The sequence below is a fragment of the Gemella haemolysans genome (genome assembly GCF_028308085.1).
Taxonomy (GTDB): Bacteria; Bacillota; Bacilli; order Staphylococcales; family Gemellaceae; genus Gemella; species Gemella haemolysans_D.
The window spans coordinates 1-19,279 of record NZ_JAQMFS010000040.1 but is presented as its reverse complement, the minus strand read 5'-3'; the positions used below and the strand labels follow the sequence as shown (position 1 = coordinate 19,279).

18 protein-coding genes are annotated in these 19,279 nt (G+C 28.7%); all 18 read left to right on the top strand.

Annotation, left to right across the window (positions count from 1 at the left end):
* Positions 1–375 precede the first annotated feature (375 nt).
* Positions 376–1,188, top strand: coding sequence for an MIP/aquaporin family protein (locus PNO30_RS02985; RefSeq protein ID WP_271987108.1), 813 nt, complete (start codon positions 376–378; stop codon positions 1,186–1,188).
* 28 nt (positions 1,189–1,216) lie between these two features.
* Positions 1,217–2,302 (top strand): GTP-binding protein, encoded by a 1,086-nt coding sequence (locus PNO30_RS02980; RefSeq protein WP_271987107.1) that lies wholly within the window; start codon positions 1,217–1,219, stop codon positions 2,300–2,302.
* Positions 2,303–2,555: 253 nt separating this feature from the next.
* Positions 2,556–3,137: a methyltransferase domain-containing protein gene (locus PNO30_RS02975; protein ID WP_048803269.1), complete on the top strand. Its 582-nt coding sequence runs from the start codon at positions 2,556–2,558 to the stop codon at positions 3,135–3,137.
* Between the two features lie 27 nt (positions 3,138–3,164).
* Positions 3,165–3,308 (top strand): methyltransferase, encoded by a 144-nt coding sequence (locus tag PNO30_RS02970; protein ID WP_271965930.1) that lies wholly within the window; start codon positions 3,165–3,167, stop codon positions 3,306–3,308.
* Positions 3,309–3,623: 315 nt separating this feature from the next.
* On the top strand, positions 3,624–4,301 hold the full coding sequence (locus tag PNO30_RS02965) for a response regulator transcription factor (protein WP_003147203.1): 678 nt from the start codon (positions 3,624–3,626) through the stop codon (positions 4,299–4,301).
* The gene (locus PNO30_RS02960; protein ID WP_271987106.1) at positions 4,294–5,523 is read left to right on the top strand and encodes a sensor histidine kinase; all 1,230 of its coding nucleotides are present in this window, start codon (positions 4,294–4,296) and stop codon (positions 5,521–5,523) included. The genes PNO30_RS02965 and PNO30_RS02960 overlap by 8 nt, the downstream gene beginning before the upstream one ends.
* Positions 5,524–6,154: 631 nt before the next feature.
* On the top strand, positions 6,155–6,625 hold the full coding sequence (locus PNO30_RS02955) for a DUF4064 domain-containing protein (protein ID WP_271987105.1): 471 nt from the start codon (positions 6,155–6,157) through the stop codon (positions 6,623–6,625).
* A 28-nt stretch (positions 6,626–6,653) separates the two neighbouring features.
* Positions 6,654–6,923 carry a hypothetical protein gene (locus PNO30_RS02950; RefSeq protein ID WP_271987104.1) on the top strand — a complete coding sequence of 90 codons (270 nt, stop codon included), beginning with the start codon at positions 6,654–6,656 and terminating at the stop codon, positions 6,921–6,923.
* Between the two features lie 214 nt (positions 6,924–7,137).
* On the top strand, positions 7,138–7,524 hold the full coding sequence (locus PNO30_RS02945; RefSeq protein WP_271987103.1) for a hypothetical protein: 387 nt from the start codon (positions 7,138–7,140) through the stop codon (positions 7,522–7,524).
* A gap of 18 nt (positions 7,525–7,542) precedes the next feature.
* Positions 7,543–8,490, top strand: coding sequence for a polyprenyl synthetase family protein (locus PNO30_RS02940; RefSeq protein WP_271987102.1), 948 nt, complete (start codon positions 7,543–7,545; stop codon positions 8,488–8,490).
* The gene (locus PNO30_RS02935; RefSeq protein ID WP_271987101.1) at positions 8,491–9,660 is read left to right on the top strand and encodes a slei family protein; all 1,170 of its coding nucleotides are present in this window, start codon (positions 8,491–8,493) and stop codon (positions 9,658–9,660) included.
* A gap of 35 nt (positions 9,661–9,695) precedes the next feature.
* Positions 9,696–10,451, top strand: coding sequence for a GNAT family N-acetyltransferase (locus tag PNO30_RS02930; RefSeq protein WP_271987100.1), 756 nt, complete (start codon positions 9,696–9,698; stop codon positions 10,449–10,451).
* Positions 10,452–10,639: 188 nt separating this feature from the next.
* Positions 10,640–11,578: a serine hydrolase gene (locus PNO30_RS02925; protein ID WP_271987099.1), complete on the top strand. Its 939-nt coding sequence runs from the start codon at positions 10,640–10,642 to the stop codon at positions 11,576–11,578.
* 338 nt (positions 11,579–11,916) lie between these two features.
* Complete coding sequence (locus PNO30_RS02920; RefSeq protein WP_003147192.1) at positions 11,917–13,377, top strand: DEAD/DEAH box helicase; 1,461 nt, start codon at positions 11,917–11,919, stop codon at positions 13,375–13,377.
* Positions 13,378–13,600: 223 nt separating this feature from the next.
* Positions 13,601–14,977 (top strand): polysaccharide deacetylase family protein, encoded by a 1,377-nt coding sequence (locus PNO30_RS02915; RefSeq protein WP_271987098.1) that lies wholly within the window; start codon positions 13,601–13,603, stop codon positions 14,975–14,977.
* A gap of 156 nt (positions 14,978–15,133) precedes the next feature.
* Positions 15,134–16,396 carry a competence/damage-inducible protein A gene (locus PNO30_RS02910; RefSeq protein WP_271987097.1) on the top strand — a complete coding sequence of 421 codons (1,263 nt, stop codon included), beginning with the start codon at positions 15,134–15,136 and terminating at the stop codon, positions 16,394–16,396.
* Positions 16,397–16,468: 72 nt separating this feature from the next.
* Entirely contained in the window at positions 16,469–16,765 is a 297-nt protein-coding gene (locus PNO30_RS02905; RefSeq protein ID WP_271965918.1) for a DNA topoisomerase IV, read from the top strand.
* Positions 16,766–16,996: 231 nt separating this feature from the next.
* On the top strand, positions 16,997–19,162 hold the full coding sequence (locus PNO30_RS02900) for a hypothetical protein (protein WP_271987096.1): 2,166 nt from the start codon (positions 16,997–16,999) through the stop codon (positions 19,160–19,162).
* Positions 19,163–19,279 lie beyond the last annotated feature (117 nt).

Genomic DNA, 19,279 nt, shown 5'->3' with positions numbered 1-19,279 from the left:
TGATGCTTTAGTCATAAGGCTTATTTTTTTTGAAAAACGACCAAAACATCAATATGTTCATTGATATTTTGGTCGTTTTGTCAACAATCTGTAAAAAATAAGTCCTAATTAGGGCTTATTTTTTTATGCTATAAAAATCTCATAAAATATATAATAATATTTTGTAAGAAAAATTAATAGATAGCCTATTGGTTTACAGATTTAATAATAATAAACTAATATTATTGTATTTATTTTATGTTTTAGAATATATAAAATATAAAATAAAAGTTGGAATTTAAGATGTATATACATTGTGAAGTAGAAAAATAATTATTAAAATATAGTTTTAATTCTGATATAATATGTTTATAGAAATACATTAGGGGGATATTCATGGAGAAATATTCATTAAAAAATGACTTCTTGGGGGAAGTTATTGGTTCATTTATATTAGTTCTTTTTGGGACAGGTTCAGTAGCAGCAGCGGTATTATATGATGCACATCAAAGTCTGTTCCAAATTGGTATGTTATGGGCATTTGCGGTAACTTTTGGTATATATATGACTAGAAATTTAAGTAATGCACATTTTAATCCAGCGGTGTCAGTAGCAATGGTCCTTACAGGTAGAATGAGTGCTAAAAGATTACCAACGTATATCGCAGGACAATTTATTGGAGCATTACTAGGATCACTAGTAATGTATGGAATTTATAGCTCATCGATAGCGCAGTTTGAAGCTAAAAAGAACATAGTACGCGGAACATTTGAATCAGTTGCTACAGCGAAAATGTTCGGAGAGTATTATAATCAACCAGGTGGCTATAACATTTCTATGCCATTGGCATTTGCTGCGGAAACACTAGGAACTTTTTTATTAGTTTTAATTATATTCTTATTTACAGAAGGGGCTAATGTAGGAAGACCAAATGATAATATGGCTCCTGTACAAATAGGTTTAACTGTTGGATCGTTACTATGTTTACTAGCGACAATTACTCAAGCTGGTATGAATCCAACACGTGATTTCGCACCTCGTTTAGTAGCGTGGGCATTCGGATGGGGATCAGCAGCATTTCCAGACGCTAGCGGTGGCTTCTTCTGGGTTTATATACTTGGACCAATAGTTGGTGGAGTATTAGCTGGGTATTTGTTTACTAAAGTGTTAGAACCAGCATTAAAAAGACAAAATGAATTAAATAAATAATATAATAAGGTTAGAGGAGAAAAGAATTATGACAAACAAAACAGATTTAATTTTAGTAGGTGGATTTCTAGGAGCAGGTAAGACGAGTCTTCTATGGGAAGTTGCGAAACGTTTAAATGAAAAAGGACGTAAAGTAGGATTAATTACAAACGACCAAGCAAGTGAATTAGTTGATACTTCATTTTTAGAAACAAACAATGACATCGTTGAAGAAGTAAGTGGAAGTTGTTTCTGTTGTAACTTTGGTGGATTTGCTAATGCAATTGCTCACCTACAAGAAGCAAATAACAGTGATATTATTTTAGCAGAACCAGTAGGAAGTTGTACTGACTTATCAGCGACTATTATGCAACCTTTAAAAGAAAAATACAAAGAACAAGTTAATTTAAAACAACTTACAGCTTTAGCGGATCCAACTCGCTTAAAAGCAGTATTAAAAGATCATTCAAATCCTGGAGATTATATTATTTATAAACAATTTGAAGAAGCGGATATTATCTTAATTAATAAAGTTGAATTATTATCAGAAGAAGAATTAGCAGATTTAGTAGAAAAAACTAAAAAAGAATTTAATAACGGAAATGTTCTAACTGCAAGTGTTAAAACTGGAGAAGGTTTAGATGAGTGGTTCGATTACATTATCAACAGTGAAAAAGAAGTAGGAAGAAGAATTGTAGAAGTGGATTACGATACGTATGCTGATGGAGAGGCACTATTCGGATGGTTAAATGGAACTTATGCTATTGAAAAAGAAGAATCATTTGAAACATTAGCTACTGCATTTTTAGCTAACTTAGGAGAAAGATTTGATTCATTAAATCTAAATGTAGGTCACGTGAAATTCCTTCTACAAGGTAAAGAAGAAGGTTTAGTAGGTAATATTGTAGGTAAGAAAGAAACTGCAACACTACGTAAATTAGATAATACTAGTGACAAAGTATTCCTTACAGTTAATGCACGTGTAGAAGTTCATCCAGATAAACTAGTTGAGATCGTAAAAGAAGAAGTTGAACGTGTATTTAACGTAGTAGGATATAAAGAAGAAACTTTAAATGCTTTAATCCCTGGACGTCCAAATCCAACATTTAGATATAGAGAAATAGTTAAACTTTAATTATAGAAAAAAATAAACTTCTATGATAGAATGAATATGATAAAAGGTTGGAACTAATTCAAAAGTCCTAGATTTTAAAAAAGCGTATATGATTACTCATAGACGCAGTGGTTTATTGATATCTAAATTCGCTTTATAGAAGCTTTTTAGATATCTAATAAACTTTGCGGGGGTGACTCGACAAAATCGATTTCTGCGAAATCGCGATTTTTGAGTCACTCCTAACTATTTAATATAAAGGGATGGTGATAAAATGAATAATAATATCAAAATAAGATTATCGGTTGATAACTTTTATGATAATATTTCTAAAAATAAACAAAAGACAAAAATTGATCCAAAACAACTAAGTAAATCATTAGGATATGATGAAAAAATAATAAATGAATTTCCTGATGAAATAAACATGGGGTTGTCTTGTGGAAATCCAATTAATCACTTAAAAATAAAAGAAGGTCAGTCTTTAATTGATTTAGGATGTGGAGCTGGAATGGATATTTTCATTACAAAGATGAAAAATCCAAAAGTAGGAACGCTATATGGTTTAGATAGATTAGATTCAATGTTAGAAAAAGCGAAAAAGGTTAGAGATAACAAGAAGTTTGATAATGTTGAATTTATTAAAGGAGAACTAATAAATATTCCATTAGAAGACCAATCGGTTGATAGAGTTATTAGTAACTGTGTTATAAATTTAGAGCCCGATAAACAAAAAGTATATGATGAAATATATCGTATTTTAAAAGAAGATGGTATGTTTGTAATATCAGATATTATCTTGAAAAAGGAATTACCATTAGAGTGGAAAAATTCCCAACAGATGCACTGCACTTGAGTGGCGGGTGCTCTTCTGGAAGAAGAGATGGCTGATATTATTAAAAAAGCGGGATTCACGAAATTCCAAATCATAAATTCTGATGTAACAGATGAGTATGCAGAAAAATGGGGATATGGAAAAGGTATGAAAGATTACATACAAAGTGGACTGCTTATTGGAAGAAAATAATTTTGTTGGCTAACGAGGAAAGCGTTAGTCAATTTTTTTGACACGACTAGTCAAAATGGAGTAAAATATAATCGAATAAGTGTATAAAATACACATTATTATAAAAAAATTATAAAAACAATAAATATTTGATATGTTATGATTTAGATTTAAATACAAATGCAAAAGAATAAAATAGATTTATTTATTGAAAATGAATTGATATATATATTTTAAAGTTAAATAATTGTTTAAACTAGATTTTAGTTAGTTTTTATATAATATATTTGAATTAAATTATCTATAACATAAAAATATAGTTAGGAGTGGGAAACTATGAGGTTATTATTAGCCGAAGACGAAAGAGACTTAGCAGATGCTCTTGAAGCAATGTTAAAACACAACAATTACTCAGTCGACGTAGTAAATAACGGACAAGATGCATTAGATTATCTTATGTTGGATGATTATGATGGAGCTATTCTTGATGTTATGATGCCACAAATGGATGGGGTAACAGTAGTAAAAAAATTAAGAGAGAATAAAAAAAGTACACCAGTTTTATTACTTACAGCAAAATCAGAGATTGAAGATAAGGTGTATGGACTAGACAGTGGTGCAGATGATTATTTAACAAAACCATTTGTAACTAAGGAGCTATTAGCGAGAGTTCGTTCAATGACAAGAAGACAAGCGACATTTACTAGTAATGTATTAGAATTAGGGAATGTTAGCTTAAGTAAATACACATTTGAATTAGCAACAGAAAAAGATAAAGTAAGATTATCAAATAAAGAATATCAAATGATGGAAATGTTGATGAGAAATCCAGGGAATGTGATTCAAACTGAACAATTTTTAGAAAGAATTTGGGGATATGATAGTGAGTCTGAAATTAACGTAGTTTGGGTTAATATTTCATATCTAAGAAAAAAATTAAAAGCATTAGATGCAAATATCCATATTAAAGCTACTAGAAATGTTGGTTATACTTTGGAGATGATTGATGTTTAAGAGTCTTAGAAGAAAATTTATTACAACAGCTGTTGGGAGTGTAGCTGTAGTAATAGCTATTTTGGCTATTGCGTTAAACTTTATAAATTATTATAAATTAGAAGAAAGAATAGACACAACACTATTAGATGCTTCAAAATCACAAGCATTAATTAAAATTTTTGCTGAAGATGGAGATGATCTAATAATTACAAAAAATTCATCTAGTACAACAGATTATAATGGTTTTTCTATTGCTAAGGTTGATGATTCTGGAAGAATAATTAAAACATATCGTGATGACACTTTAATACCTAATCAAGATGCTTTGCAGAGTAAGGTTATTGAAGCATTAAAGGAAGGAAAAACTAGTGGATTTATTGGTAGCTATAGATTCTTAAAAGCTGAAACAAACGTAGGAAGCTTAATACTATTCTTAAATTGCCAACGTGAATTAGATTCGCAACATTCATTTGAAAAAAATAGTTTATTAATTTCTATTGGAGTTATAGCATCAGTATTTGTTTTAATTGTGTTAATCTCTAAAAGAGTGATAGCACCAATTCAAGAAACTTACATAAAACAAAAACAATTCATAACAGGAGCGAGTCACGAGCTGAAAACACCGTTGGCTATTATTAGTTCTAATGCTGATGTATTAGAGATGATGAATGGTGATTCAAAATGGACGCAGAACATACATAATCAAGTAGACCGTCTTACTAGTTTAGTTAACAGTTTAGTTGTATTTAGCCGAATGGAAGAAAAAGATACAGTTGAAAGAACAAGATTTGATCTGACGAATGCATTGGAATCAAGAATAGAAGATTTTAATGAATTAGCAAACTTCCAGAAAAAAAATATTGTTACGGATATAGATCCTGATTTATATTATTTTGGTGAAGAAGCTTCAATAGTACAATTGATGGATATACTGTTAGAAAATGCTATTAAATATGCACCAGAAGATAGCAGTATATCAGTAAGCCTTAAGAAAAATAGAAAATATGCTATTTTGAAAGTTTCTAATAAAGCAACAGTTCAAAAAGGTGATTTAAGTAAAGTGTTTGAGCGTTTCTATCGTTTAGATGAATCAAGAAATAGTGCAATAAAAGGATATGGTATAGGTTTATCTATGGCACAACTTATTGCGGAAAAACACAAAGAAACAATTCGAGCGTATGCACCAGAAGATGGAATCTTCAAAATAGAAGTGCGTTTTACACTTGATGAAAGATATTAATTAAAGTTAATCTTCCAAACTTATTGGTTTGGGAGATTATTTTTGTTTTGAAGTGAATTGTAATTACATGATAAAATATTATAGAAAAATTTGTAATTGTAAAATAATAATGCTATAATCTAAATAATAAATAAAAATATATTGAAGATTTATAAGGTTAAAAAGGTATCAGATTTTATAGGTGAACATAAAAGGAGAAGAAACTATGTTTGATGTATTTTTTTGATTTTCTAGTAGGGAGTGTTGAAAATGTGAAAATAACACTGAAAAACTTGAATAGAATTCAGAGAATTATAGCAGTAATTTTTTATTGTGTTGAGGTAATAACCCTTTTAATTATCACTATGCTAACGATTGATGATTATCAAATTACAAGGGAGATATTATATTTATTTGGTTTATTTATTTTTGTATCTCTGTGCCATATATTATTTTATAAAAAATATCTTAATAATAGTGAAGTTGAAAATTAAAAAGAGGATAAATTAAATATTAATTAGCTAAATTTTAAGAACATCATTTCAGGTATAAAATTTGCTAATTCAGGTAATTTGTTATATATTATGAGAACGTTTTATGTTATAATTAGTAAAAGGGAAATCCTTTAATTTTATAGGAGGAGGGGTTTATTATGAAACCATTCAAAAGGACAGTAGAAAAAGTTTTAGCATGGATTGCTAATATTATCTTAATAGTATTAACGGGAGTTTTAGCGTATGGGTCATTCTTTAAAATTTCAGTTATAAAAGATAACCAGGAATTTTTAAATATATTTAAGTCAGAACTAGAAAAAAATCCTAATGGGGCTAACTTAAATGGGGTTAACTTATCAGCTGAACAAATAATTGATTACACAATTCAAGGTTTAAAAATGTATTCAGTTCTGTTAATCGTATTAGTTGTTGTTGCGTTATTAGCGACGTTCTTAATGAAAAAACGTATTTTATCTGGAATACTTTTCTTATTATTAGCAATAGTAATAGCTATTGGAACAGTAGGGTTATTAATTCCAGTATATCTATTCTACTTTATCGTAGCGATTATGCTATTTGTAAGAAAAGAAAGACCAGAGGAATATCAAGAAACAGTTAATAATCTGTAAGGATAAATTAAAATTTAGGAGAATATCTATGGTAAGTAATATTTTATTGTTTTGCCAATTGTTTATAGTTTTATATAGTTTCTATATAAACTTTAAAAACTCGGAGTATATGAAAAGATCTAATTGGATTAATAGCATGCTTTGTTATGTGTTTTTAGGCATGATTATTGATAAAATAGATAATATCTATACAAAAGTAATTGTTACGTTTGTGATGTTTTTAATTTTAATTAATGAATTAAATACAATAAAAATATTAAAAAACAATGATACAGATTTAATTGTTGAAAAGATATAGATAGTCATAATATTTTAGTTTTAAAAATTAATAAATTTCAGAGTAACTTTATGGTAGTACTACTTTAATCATGCCTTTAAAGTTACTCTTATTTTTTAATATTTTAGTAGATAACTAAAATATTAAATTTTTCATCTGAAATTTAGACTATCAAATTTCAATAAATTGGGATATTGTGGTATAATTTATAAAGACAAATAATGAAGGATTTATTATGATAAAATATAATTATAATGAGAGATTAATAGAAAAATTAAATATTATTCCTTTTATAGAAAAATATAATTTTAATAATGAAAAATACAATACTGCTATTTTTTGTGCGTTAAGTTCAATATATAATCATAAAGCTAATTATGATCATATCGAATCAAAATTGATATTACTTGGGGATTATTATAGTTTTGAGTATTATAGTATATTAAAAGATGATTTGGATAAGTTAAGTATTTTAACCGATACTATGAAAGTTGGCTATTTTCAACTGGTTACTAAAAGGATGAGTGAGGAAGAATTTTATTTAAGTATAATAAAGACGTGGTTTGATTTTTACGGTGTTGAATTTCAGGAAATTGATAGTAAAACTGTAGTCTTTATATAAAAATTGATGGAGAATAGAATGTTAAAACAGTATGATACGTTGGTACATGATGTTTTAGAAGATATCTTAGATATCACAAAATGTGATGATGATAGATTAAATGAGATTATTAAAAGATATTTTTTAAATGGTGGAAAGAGGGTAAGAGTCCTTCTTTTACTTATATGTGCTAAATTAGGAAATTTTGAATTGAATAGAAAAGATATAATTCGAATGGCTAGTATAGTTGAAATAATTCATACTGCAAGTCTTATTCATGATGATATCATTGATAATGCCGATACGAGACGTGGTAGTATTACAATGAATAAAGAGTATACTAATGAGTTTGCTCTATATGTAGGTGATTATTTATTTGCGATAGTTTTAAAAGAAGTTGCGAAGTTTAATGATGACAGAATTCATAGTTATTTAGCTGTGACTCTTAAGGAACTTTGCATCGGTGAGCTTATTCAGGCTGATGGTCTATATAATATTAAAACTAGACGAATAGATTACTTAAAGAAAATTAAAAGAAAAACAGCTATTTTAATTGCATTTGCTTGTGTTACAGGTAGTATTGTTTCTAAAGCTTCTGATGAAAATATCAAAAGTGCATTTTCGTATGGTTATTATTTAGGAATGAGTTATCAGATTATTGATGATTATTTAGATTTTGCTGGTGGGGCTGAGAATCTTGGTAAAGAAGTTGGTCAGGATTTAATGAATGGGAATATCACATTACCAGCATTGCTAGCAAGAGAAGAAAAACCTGAACTATTTAATAGCTTCACTAATGAAACGAGTTTTGAAGAGAAAATGGAAATTATTGATTATATAAGAAATAATGAGAAAATTTTATCAGAGACTCTTGATATAAGTAAACGATATTTGCTAAAAGCACAAAATAGTATAGATAAAATAGAAATTTCAGTTAAAAATGAATTAACTTTTATAATGAATAAGTTAGCAAGGAGAGATAATTAAATGGATTTACAACAATTTTTAGAAGAATTAAAAGATATTGATTTTACTGCACTAGATAGAGAACAACAAGAAGAATTTCGTACAATACTTTTAGATTATGGATTATTTGATGAGTGTTTAGAACTATCTAAAGTTATTTACGAACAAAATAGAGAAGATGATACAGCTATCGAGGGTTATGTTCACAATTTATTATACTTAGATAGAAAAGATGATGCTTTGGTAGTATTATACAATTCACCAAAAACTCCATCAATTTTATATCAAGAAGGTTTAATATATTTAGAAGATGAATTATACGAAATTGCTGAGGATAAATTCTTAGCCGCAAGAGCTGGAACAGACTTTAATGAAGCAATTCGTGCTATTGATAAAGAGTTAGTTGGTATTTATTTAGCAACTGGTAGAGAAGATAAAGCAAAAAATCTAAGTGAAAGAATTTTCTACGAAGAACCATCTTTAGAAAATTTCCAAACAGCGTTTGACAATTTATTTGCATTGGGATTATTTGAAGAAGCTATAGATTTTTATAACCAAAATGGTAGAGGTTATGAAGACGCAAGTATATTATTCTCATTAGCTTTTGCCTATAATCAAATTCAAAATTTAGAAAAATCAAAAATGCACTTATTAAAAACTATCGCTTTAGATCCTGATTTCACTGAAGCATATTTACATTTAGGACATATGTCTAAAGGTGATGAAGCTAAGAAATATTTAGAGAAATATATTGAATTACAAGGTATGGCAATTAGTGCATATTTACATTTAATTTCTTTATATAAAGATGATCAACAATATGACAGCATTCGTACACTTATGCAAGAAGTATTGTCTTCTCAAGGAATTTCTGAGCAAACACTATTTATCACTATAAATGCTCTTAAATCACTATTTGAGTATGAAAAAATCTATGACTTATATAATGAAAACTCATTAATAAAAGATGATCCAATCCTTCTAGGTGCTGCGTTAAATGCTTTATCTGAAGAAGAGGATTATATTGATTTTGTTGAGGAAGAAGTTGTTACTTATTTTGAAGTTTTACATGATGAACCAACATACTTAGAAACTTTAAGAAATGTTTATGACTTAACAGGAAGTGCGAGAGTACGAGATATAATCAGTCATTTCGAGCAACATCATGGACCACATGGTCATCATCACTAAGAAGAAAAAATAGTTAGAGATAGGAGGTGTTAGTTATGGATTTTAGTTTTAAAGATATATATACTCGAGCTAAGTCGGTAGTTGAAACTGATAGTTATGTAATTTATCAAACGTTAAAGTCAAAATTATACTTTAGTGGGAATTACTTATTAATGAAAAAAGAACCAACTTCTATAGATGAACTTGAATACTATATTGCATCTTGTAGGAACTTTTTTAGAGATAAAGGTGTTAATTTTATTCATTTAGCTGCATTAGAAAATGTAAAATTATCTTGGAAGCTTAAAAGATATTTAAAGAAAGAAAGCTTTAGTGAAATTAATTTACTTTTATATTACTTAAATATCAAAGATTTCGTAGAACCAGAATTAAGTGAATTTCAGGTAGAATATCTTCAAAAAGTTGATTTAAATAGATATTTGAAGTTTCAGTATAAAATAGATGTAGAGGCTAGCAATGAAGAGTGGGCTGAGCACAATCAAACATTATTGTATGAAGATATTAGATCAGAAAATATCAAACAACTTGTAGCTAAAGACGGAGAAAAAATAATAGGTTCAGCTAATATTATAGTTAAGAGTAACTTCTTTGAAATAGATAATTTATATATAGCACCTGAGTATAGAAATCTTGGGATAGCTAAGCATATTATTACTCATGCTATAAACAGTGAACGTAAGGAGAATGTTCTTTTAGTAGCTGATGCTAATGATACACCTAAGTATATGTATGAAAATATTGGATTTTCGAAAATTTCAGAACAGGATTTTTATTTAAAAACGAAAATATAATTAGTAAAGAGAGTGAGCGACTCATAAATCATGATTTCCTCGAAATTAGATTACTTGAGTCGTATCTTTTTTATAAATATTATTATGGATATTGAAGTTCCATGTTTCCTGTTGAGAAAATAGTTAATATGTAGTAAACTAGTAGAAGAAACGTAGAAAATATGCGGAAGAAGGATGTGATTATTGAAGTGAAGAGAAAATTTAAGAGATTTTTAAAGTTTATTATAGAATCGATGGCTGTTATTTTGGTTGTATATGGAGTATTTTTTGCGGGTGGACATCTTAAGGCAAAGAAGGATGCGGCTAAGCAGCAAGAATTAGCTCAACAACAAGAACAAAATAAAGAAAATCAACAAGAAGAATCAACATCTGAAAATACGAAACTTAGTGAGACAGAACTTAATGAAGCTTTTGATAACATAGTAGAGCAATATAAGGGAGACAATGAGATAGGAGTTGTCTACAAGAACTTTTCTACAGGATATAGATATGGACAAGAAGAAAACAAATACTTCACAGCTGCAAGTACAATAAAAGTAGTGTATGCAATGAGAATATATGACCGCATAAGAAATGGTGAAGTATCAGAAGATGCTGATATATATTATAATGAGAACCATTTAGCAGAAGGAAATGGACAAATCACTAATAATAAGAAGAAAAATAGCTATAAATTAGATTATGTTATTCAAAATATGATACAGTACTCAGATAATACAGCTACAAACATGCTTGTAGGAAATAGTGCTACTGCAGCTGATTTATTGGTGAAATATTTTGATAGCTTGGGTGTGAATTTATCACAGGAAGAAGCTCAAAAGAATCGAATAACACCGGCAATGATGGAAGTTGTTTGGACAAAACTTTACAAAGAACGTGATAAGTATCAAAAATTAATTAAGTATTTAGAAGATTCTGAAGATGGAGAAGTAATAAAAGATGGAATACCGAATAAAAAAATTGCTAGTAAGTATGGGGCTATAGAGGCTAATTATCATGAAACTGCTATAGTATTTGGTGATAAAGATTATATGTTATTAATCTATACTAATAAGTTGAATAATTCAAAACAAGCAATAAGAGATATCGCTAAGAAAATTGATGAAATCACAAATAATAATATGTAATAAAAGGATTAGGTAGAAAAAACTATCTAATCTTTTTTTTGAATTTTAAAGAGATTAACTAGAAAGTTATAAATATAAAAGTAATTCATGTAGTAATACATTAAATCAGTGGTTTATTCTTATCTAAATTCGCTTTATGCCAGCTGTTTAGATATCTAATAAATCTTAAATGACGGACTCAAAAAATCTATTTTTTTAAAATCCTATTTTTTAAGTTACTCCTTTGGTATAATTTTATGATTACCCTTATCCCTTTATTAATTTTTATTTTCATGCTATAATTAACAGGTTATATAAATAAGACAGTATATAAAATTGGATAAATTAAGGAGAATTAAATGACAACATTTGAAGAATTAGGGGTTAGTCAAGAGACGGTTCAATCACTAAGAAACATGAATTTCATATCTCCAACTGGTATTCAAACAGAAACAATTCCATATGTATTATCAGGAATTGATATTTTAGCACAAGCACAAACAGGATCAGGAAAAACAGGTGCATTTGGAATACCGTTAGTAGATACAGTAAGGAAGAGTGATCAATTACAGTCATTAATCCTTGCCCCAACTAGAGAATTAGCTCAACAAGTAGGTGAACAGCTTCGCCTTATGTCACGAGCAAAAGGATTAAAGGTTAGCATTGTTTTTGGTGGAACAAGTATTGAAAGACAAATTCAAGACTTGAAAAAACGTCCTCAAATTATAGTGGGAACACCAGGTCGTGTTATCGATCATATTAATAGAAGAACAATTAAATTAGATTCATTAACACATCTAGTATTAGACGAAGCCGATGAAATGTTAAATATGGGATTCATAGAGGATGTTAGATTTATTTTATCTAAAATAACATCAAGACATCAGACATTATTATTCTCAGCGACTATGCCTAAGACAATTATGGAACTTTCAAAAGATTTCATGAAAGATTATAAACTAATAAAAACTATCAGTGATGAGGATTTAAAACCAGATATTACTGAATATGCCACAATCGCTAGAGAAAATGAAAAACTAGAGACGCTAATTGGATTTTTAGATGTTCAAAATCCTAACTTGGCAATTGTATTTGGTAGAACTAAGCGTCGTGTTGATGAATTATCAAGTGCACTTATTGCTAAGGGATACCTAGCTGAAGGATTACATGGAGATATAACACAATCTAAACGTTTAGAAATATTACGTAAATTTAAAAATAACTCTTTACAAATTCTTGTTGCAACAGATGTTGCAGCTCGTGGTATTGATATTAGTGATGTGACTCATGTATATAACTTTGATATCCCACAAGATGTAGAAAGTTATACTCATAGAATTGGAAGAACTGGTCGAGCAGGTAAGTCTGGAGTGGCAATTACATTCTTAAATCCAGTTGAGATGCCTTATCTGAAAGATATTGAGAATTCTCGTGGTGAAAGAATGAAAATGTTACGTCCTTATTCACAAGATGAAGTGAAGAAAGCTCGCCATAACAGATTATTTGATGAAGTTGTTTCAGAAATGGATAATAACCATGTTGAATTTAATAGCTTGGCTAATAAATTGTTAGCTGAAACAAATGCAGAAAAAGTAATCACTATTCTACTAAGCAAATTAATTAATGATAAAAAAGATGTTGACGTAGAACTATCATTTGAAAAACCATTACCACGTAAACAAGAACGTGGAAGACGATCAAATAGAGGAAATGATAGACGCCGTCGTTCAGATAATAGAGATAAGAAAAATCGTAATGAACGTAGGGGAACAGATAAGAAATTCTTCGACAAAAAAGGTCGTAGAATGCAAAACAAATAATAAGGAAAAGATGTCAATCTGTTGATTGATATCTTTTTGTTATATAAAATTATTAATGTAATTTTTAATGAATATGCTGGAGAAATTCTATAGTTTAAGGTATAATAGTAATGTATAATTTTTATTAGTTTAGAAGGATATAGTGAACTCTTTATAACGAGATTAATTCCCTATATCTTTTAAAATGTGATAAGAAAATAATTTAAAGAAGGGAATAAGAATAATGAAGAAATTAGGTGTCTTTTTAGGTATTTTATTTATAGCTATTTGTACATTCTTATTATTCTACGGTGAACCTGCTTACCAAAAATGGCAAGAGTACAATTTTAAATCGCAGGTTAAAGATACGGTAGAAGCTGCTGATAAATCAGATTTCGCAAAAGATAGCAGTTCAAAAACTGGTTGGTTAGGTGATAAATTTGTAAAAGTTTATTATCCAAACTCAAACTCTTCTAATGCAGATGAAATAAAATCTCGTTTAGATGAGGAAACAAAAGGATTAGTTGAAGGGGAGCTAGATTTTAACAAAGATATTAAAGAAATTGTTTTCTATGGAAGTAAAGAAAAAGATAGCAATTTTGCCAATGTATCAGAAATAAGCGTAGAGAAAGTTACTCATAAAATTTCTGATAAAAAGGTAGAAGAGGCAACAGAGTCTAATTTATCTAGTATTTTCTTAACAAATGAAGGAAAACCATTTACTTTATCTAGTTTATTTGCTTCTCCAGATGATGCCAAGAAAAAGTTTTTATTTAAAATACAAAAACAATTAGAAGTTCGTGGAGTATCTGAAGCAGAAGGAAAAGATGCTGTTGTTAAACTTCGAGATCAAGATATGACTGATTGGAAATTCACTTATGGTGAATCTAAATTTAACATAAATATTGATCCTAAAGTCGGAGAAGTTAGTTCAGTAGAAGTTCCTATGGCTAACTTACACAAGTATATAACGGAGAGCTATCTAAAAGGTGAAGACTTAGAAAAATATAAAGAATATATTAAGAAAAGAGATAGAAAAGCTGTAGCATTAACATTCGATGATGGACCAAATCCGCAGACTACTCCTGTAGCATTAGAATTATTGAAAAAATATAATGCCAAAGGTACATTCTTTATGGTAGGTCATGCAATAGAAGGTAATGAAGATCTTGTTAAACGAGTAGTTGCAGAAGGACATCAACTTGGAAATCACTCTTGGGATCATCCTGTTTTAACAACTATTGGTTTAGAAAAAGCGAAGAAACAAATTAATGATACAACAGAAGCTTTGAAAAAAGCAAGTGGACAAGATGTTCATATTATGAGACCTCCATATGGAGCGATTAATGGTGCTATTCAGGCGGCTGTAGACCAATCATTTATTTTATGGGATATTGATACTCTTGATTGGAAAAACCGTAATACTGCTTCTATAATGAAAGAAGTTAGAAAAGCCCAACCTGGTTCAATTATCTTAATGCATGATATTCATCAAACATCAATTGATGCATTACCATCGGTATTACAATATCTAACTGAACAAGGATTTGAAATGGTAACTGTTGATGAACTTATGGGAGACCAATTAGAACTACATCAATCATATACTAATAGAGAATAATAATTAAAGAGTTGATTATAAGAATTTTAAAGTTCTTATAATCAACTCTGTTTATTTTGAGAAATTAATATGAAGAGATTATATAATTTATTTTTTAATAAATTTGATGTAGAATATAATTGAAAGAAAAAATGAAAATATTGAGAGGCGAATATTATGAGAGTTGAATTAGTGTCAGTTGGAACTGAATTATTATTAGGTGATATAGTAAATACAAACACAGCATATTTATCAAAAGAACTTGCTGCTCTGGGGCTTGGAGTTTTTCGACAAACAACTGTAGGAGATAATAGAGAGAGATTACTTAAGACATTAGAGAGTGCATTTTTAGAAAATGATACGGTTATTATTACTGGTGGCTTAGGACCTACTGATGATGATATAACAAAAGAATGTGCAGCAGAATATTTTGGTAGAGATTTTTATTTCCACGAGTATTCATGGGTAAAAATATTAGAAAGACTTACGAGATCAGGAAGAAATATTATAACAGAAAATAATAAGAAACAAGCAATGATTCCTGAAGGAGCAATAGTATTAGAAAACTTTTGTGGAACTGCACCAGGTATAATAATTGAGGAAAATAATAAAAGAATAATTTTATTACCTGGACCACCACGAGAAATGCGTGATATGTTCGAGAAAAGTGTAAAACCATATTTAGAGAAATTTAGTAATAAGCATTTTATATCTAAATACGTAAGATTTTATGGTATAGGAGAGTCTTTATTAGAAACTAAAATTAAAGATATAATGGACAATCAAATAAATCCTACGTTAGCACTTTATGCTAAAACTGGAGAAGTGCTACTTCGTATAACAGCTAGCAGTGAAGATAAGAATGAATGTGAACAACTTATAAGCGAACAATTGAAAGAGATTGAGAAAAGAGTAGGGGAGTACATATATCTGGTAGGAGATGAAGATATATCAGGAACACAAACAGAAATGAATAATGTGGTTGCTAATCTTCTTATAGAAAATAATTTCACTATATCAGTAGCCGAGTCTTTAACAGGAGGAAAGATTTCTTCTATGTTGGTAGAAAAAAGTGGAATTTCTGAATCATTTCTTGAAGGTGTAGTTTGTTATTCAAATAAATCAAAAATTAATACTTTAGGAGTAAATGAAGAGACTTTAGAGAAGTTCGGTGCGGTCAGTGAGGAAGTAGCTAAAGAGATGGCATTAGGAGTAGCGAACCGATTAGGTGCAGATTTTGCAGTTGCTACTACTGGAATTGCAGGTCCTAATAGTGATGAGAGTGGAAAACCTGTTGGATTAGCATATATTGGTATTTATTCTCAAGGAGAAGTGAGTGCGAAAGAGGTACTTTTCACTGGTGATAGAGAATTAATTCGCTACAGAACAAGTGTTGAAGCGTTTGCAGAAATTAGAAAAAATATTTTGGAAAAACTATAGTTTTTGCTTGTAAAATGTTAGACTATTTTGTATAATATTATTAATAAAAAAAGATATTTAAGGAGATTGATTATGTATACAATGAACTTATCTAGTTTGGAGTCCCCGGATCCCAGGTATGGGCAAGATGATGAATATTCCCAGGACTTCAATACTGAAATAGACTATGAAGATGAAATTTTATCAGATTATGCTGATGAAAGCTATAATGAAGTAGAGTTTTCTGTTCCTGAAGAGGAATTTTTAGATTACTCTAATGAGGTGTTCCTATACAAGGAGTATTCGTACGATTTTGCTGATGACTACGAATATGATGAAGTTAGTATATCTAATGATCAAATAATGTTAGAAAATATAAGCGAAGCTTAATATAACATTTTGAAAAAATAAGTTGACCTATAAGTGTTTTTCACTTATGGGTCAATTTTATGATATTATATTTTTAAAGAGATTTTGTTAATTTTAAATAGTTAAACTAATGCGAATGATTTATATTTGAATATAAATGTATTTAGGTTTATTTAAACAATTTTTTATATAATTGTTATTAAAGAATGTGATATAATAAGTATTAGTACACAATTGAAAGGAGGAGAAATATTGAAATATCGTAAATTGATAGTGTCTATGTTACTAGGTTTAGGGATAGCAACTATTGGTAATTCTAACGTTAAGGCAGATTATTTTACAGATTACAATACAACAGTAACGGATACAGTTTTTAGAGAAAATATATTTAATTTTGATATATTCAATAATAATAGAAATTATTCTCTTCCTGTAATAAAAAATAGTGTTATTCAGAGTAATATGGATGAACTTGAATACAATGCTGAATTACTTAGCTATAAAAAAAATTCATATAATTTCTTAATTTTTTACTCGTTAGACAGTAACAATATCCCAAATGAACTTTTCAGAATACCATTGAAAAAGAGTGGTACTGGGAAAATAGTTGATAAAAGTTTACTAAAACTTTTTGCTCCGAATACTAGAATAATAATGAATGTAATGACTTATGATATTGACAATAATGGCAGTATTAAGAATTTAGAATATTCAAAATCTAGTAAAATATATTTTACTAAGAAGAACATTAATCTAGTTGTAAGTGAAGGCAACAAAGAAGTAGTAAATAGGAATATTGAACTTAGAAATACTCCTCAAGAAGATAAGATTGCTGTTTATCCATACGAGATCGAACAGTATTATAATCCTGATAAATATTATAGTTACAAGAAAGCTGTTGTCTTAATTGATGGAAAAGAGGCGAATTTGGAAAACATTGAGTTACCTTATCTAGCTAAGAAAATCGAAGTAAAATTAGCTCAAGATAAAGATTACTGGAACAAAGTAACTGTGGAATATCCATCTGAGCTGAAAAAAGATAATAAAGAGTATTTAATAAAACAAGGAATAACTTTTTCAAGTTTTGTTAAAGAAAATGATATCAAGGAAATTAAACCCAAAGATGATAAGTATGAATTTTCTGGTTTCTATCTTGATGATAAAGAGTTAGGGAATTCACAAGTATTAGGAAATAATATAAAAATCCAAGCTAAATATAATACTAAGATAGTATTAGATAATGGAAGTTCAAAAAAAGAAGTAACTTTGTTAACTGGTCAAAAATTAAGTGAAATAGATACAAAGTTCTTTAGTAAAGAGAAGTATCATGTAGAGAGTTATTCTATTTATAATGCAAGTGATAATTCTAAGATTAAAGATGTAAAGGACTTGTTCGAGGAGAAGGTTAATAATAGTATTATTATTAAGGCTAATTACAAAGAAAATGTTAATACTCTTAAAATACGACAAGATGATTATAATAAACGTTTTGGTAAAGTTGATGAGAGTATTAGAGATAAAGATATAGAATGGCCTGAAACAAAAAAAATTGGAGAATTATTATCTGAGTTACGTAAAAAAATTAAACCAAGCACAGGATACGAAGTGCTATTTAGATCTAATAAAAAAGTTATAAATGATGATGAATACATTACTTCTGAAACTATTCTAGAAATTTACTTTAAAAAAGTAGAAAGTGAATGGGTTAATGTCAAATTCGTAGGAAGAGGAATAGATAAATTTTTATCAGATGGTCAGGATGTACTAGTTGGTTCAAGAATAGATAGTATGGCTAATTTACCTACGGCTACAGGAGTTACGGATCAAGAATTTTTAGGTTGGCAGGCGAATGGTGATTATTTAATTGCTGGAGAAAATTCTGAGAAAATTAGAGTATCTAAAAATAAACTCCTTCAAACTAATGAGTTAGGTGCAGTTATAACTGAAAAAGGAAAAGATATTGAATTTAATGCGGTCTACAGAAAGTTATTTAATGTAGAATTTGAGAATACTTTCGCTGGTAATATTAATTTTTCAAAAGATTCATCTAATATTTTACGTGTTGATGAATTCAATAGTATTGGTGATGCTACAAAAAATAATAAAATATTAGTAATTCCTAGATCAGGTTACTCATTATCTCACTTTATTGCTAATAAAACTGTAAAAGTAAATATGGATAAAGGGACTAGAGAAATATTTACAGGTCAGAAGATTGAAGAAAACGAATTGTATAACATTGTTCCTACTTCAGATTTAAAAATTACCCCTGTATTTAAATTAAGTGTAGTTCCATCTTCTCTTGAAGAGATGATAGAAAATAATAAGATAAAAACTGTTGAAGATGCATTAGATATAAAATTTGAATCAACAGAAAATATTAGAAAAATCTTAGGACCATTATATTATTTAAGGTAATATAAATAAGGCTTAGCGTAAATGTACCGACCCCAAAAAGTTAGACCAAAAAATCTAACTTTTTGGAGGTCGGTATTTTTATGACTAAATATAATTTTGAATTTAAAAAGAAAGTTG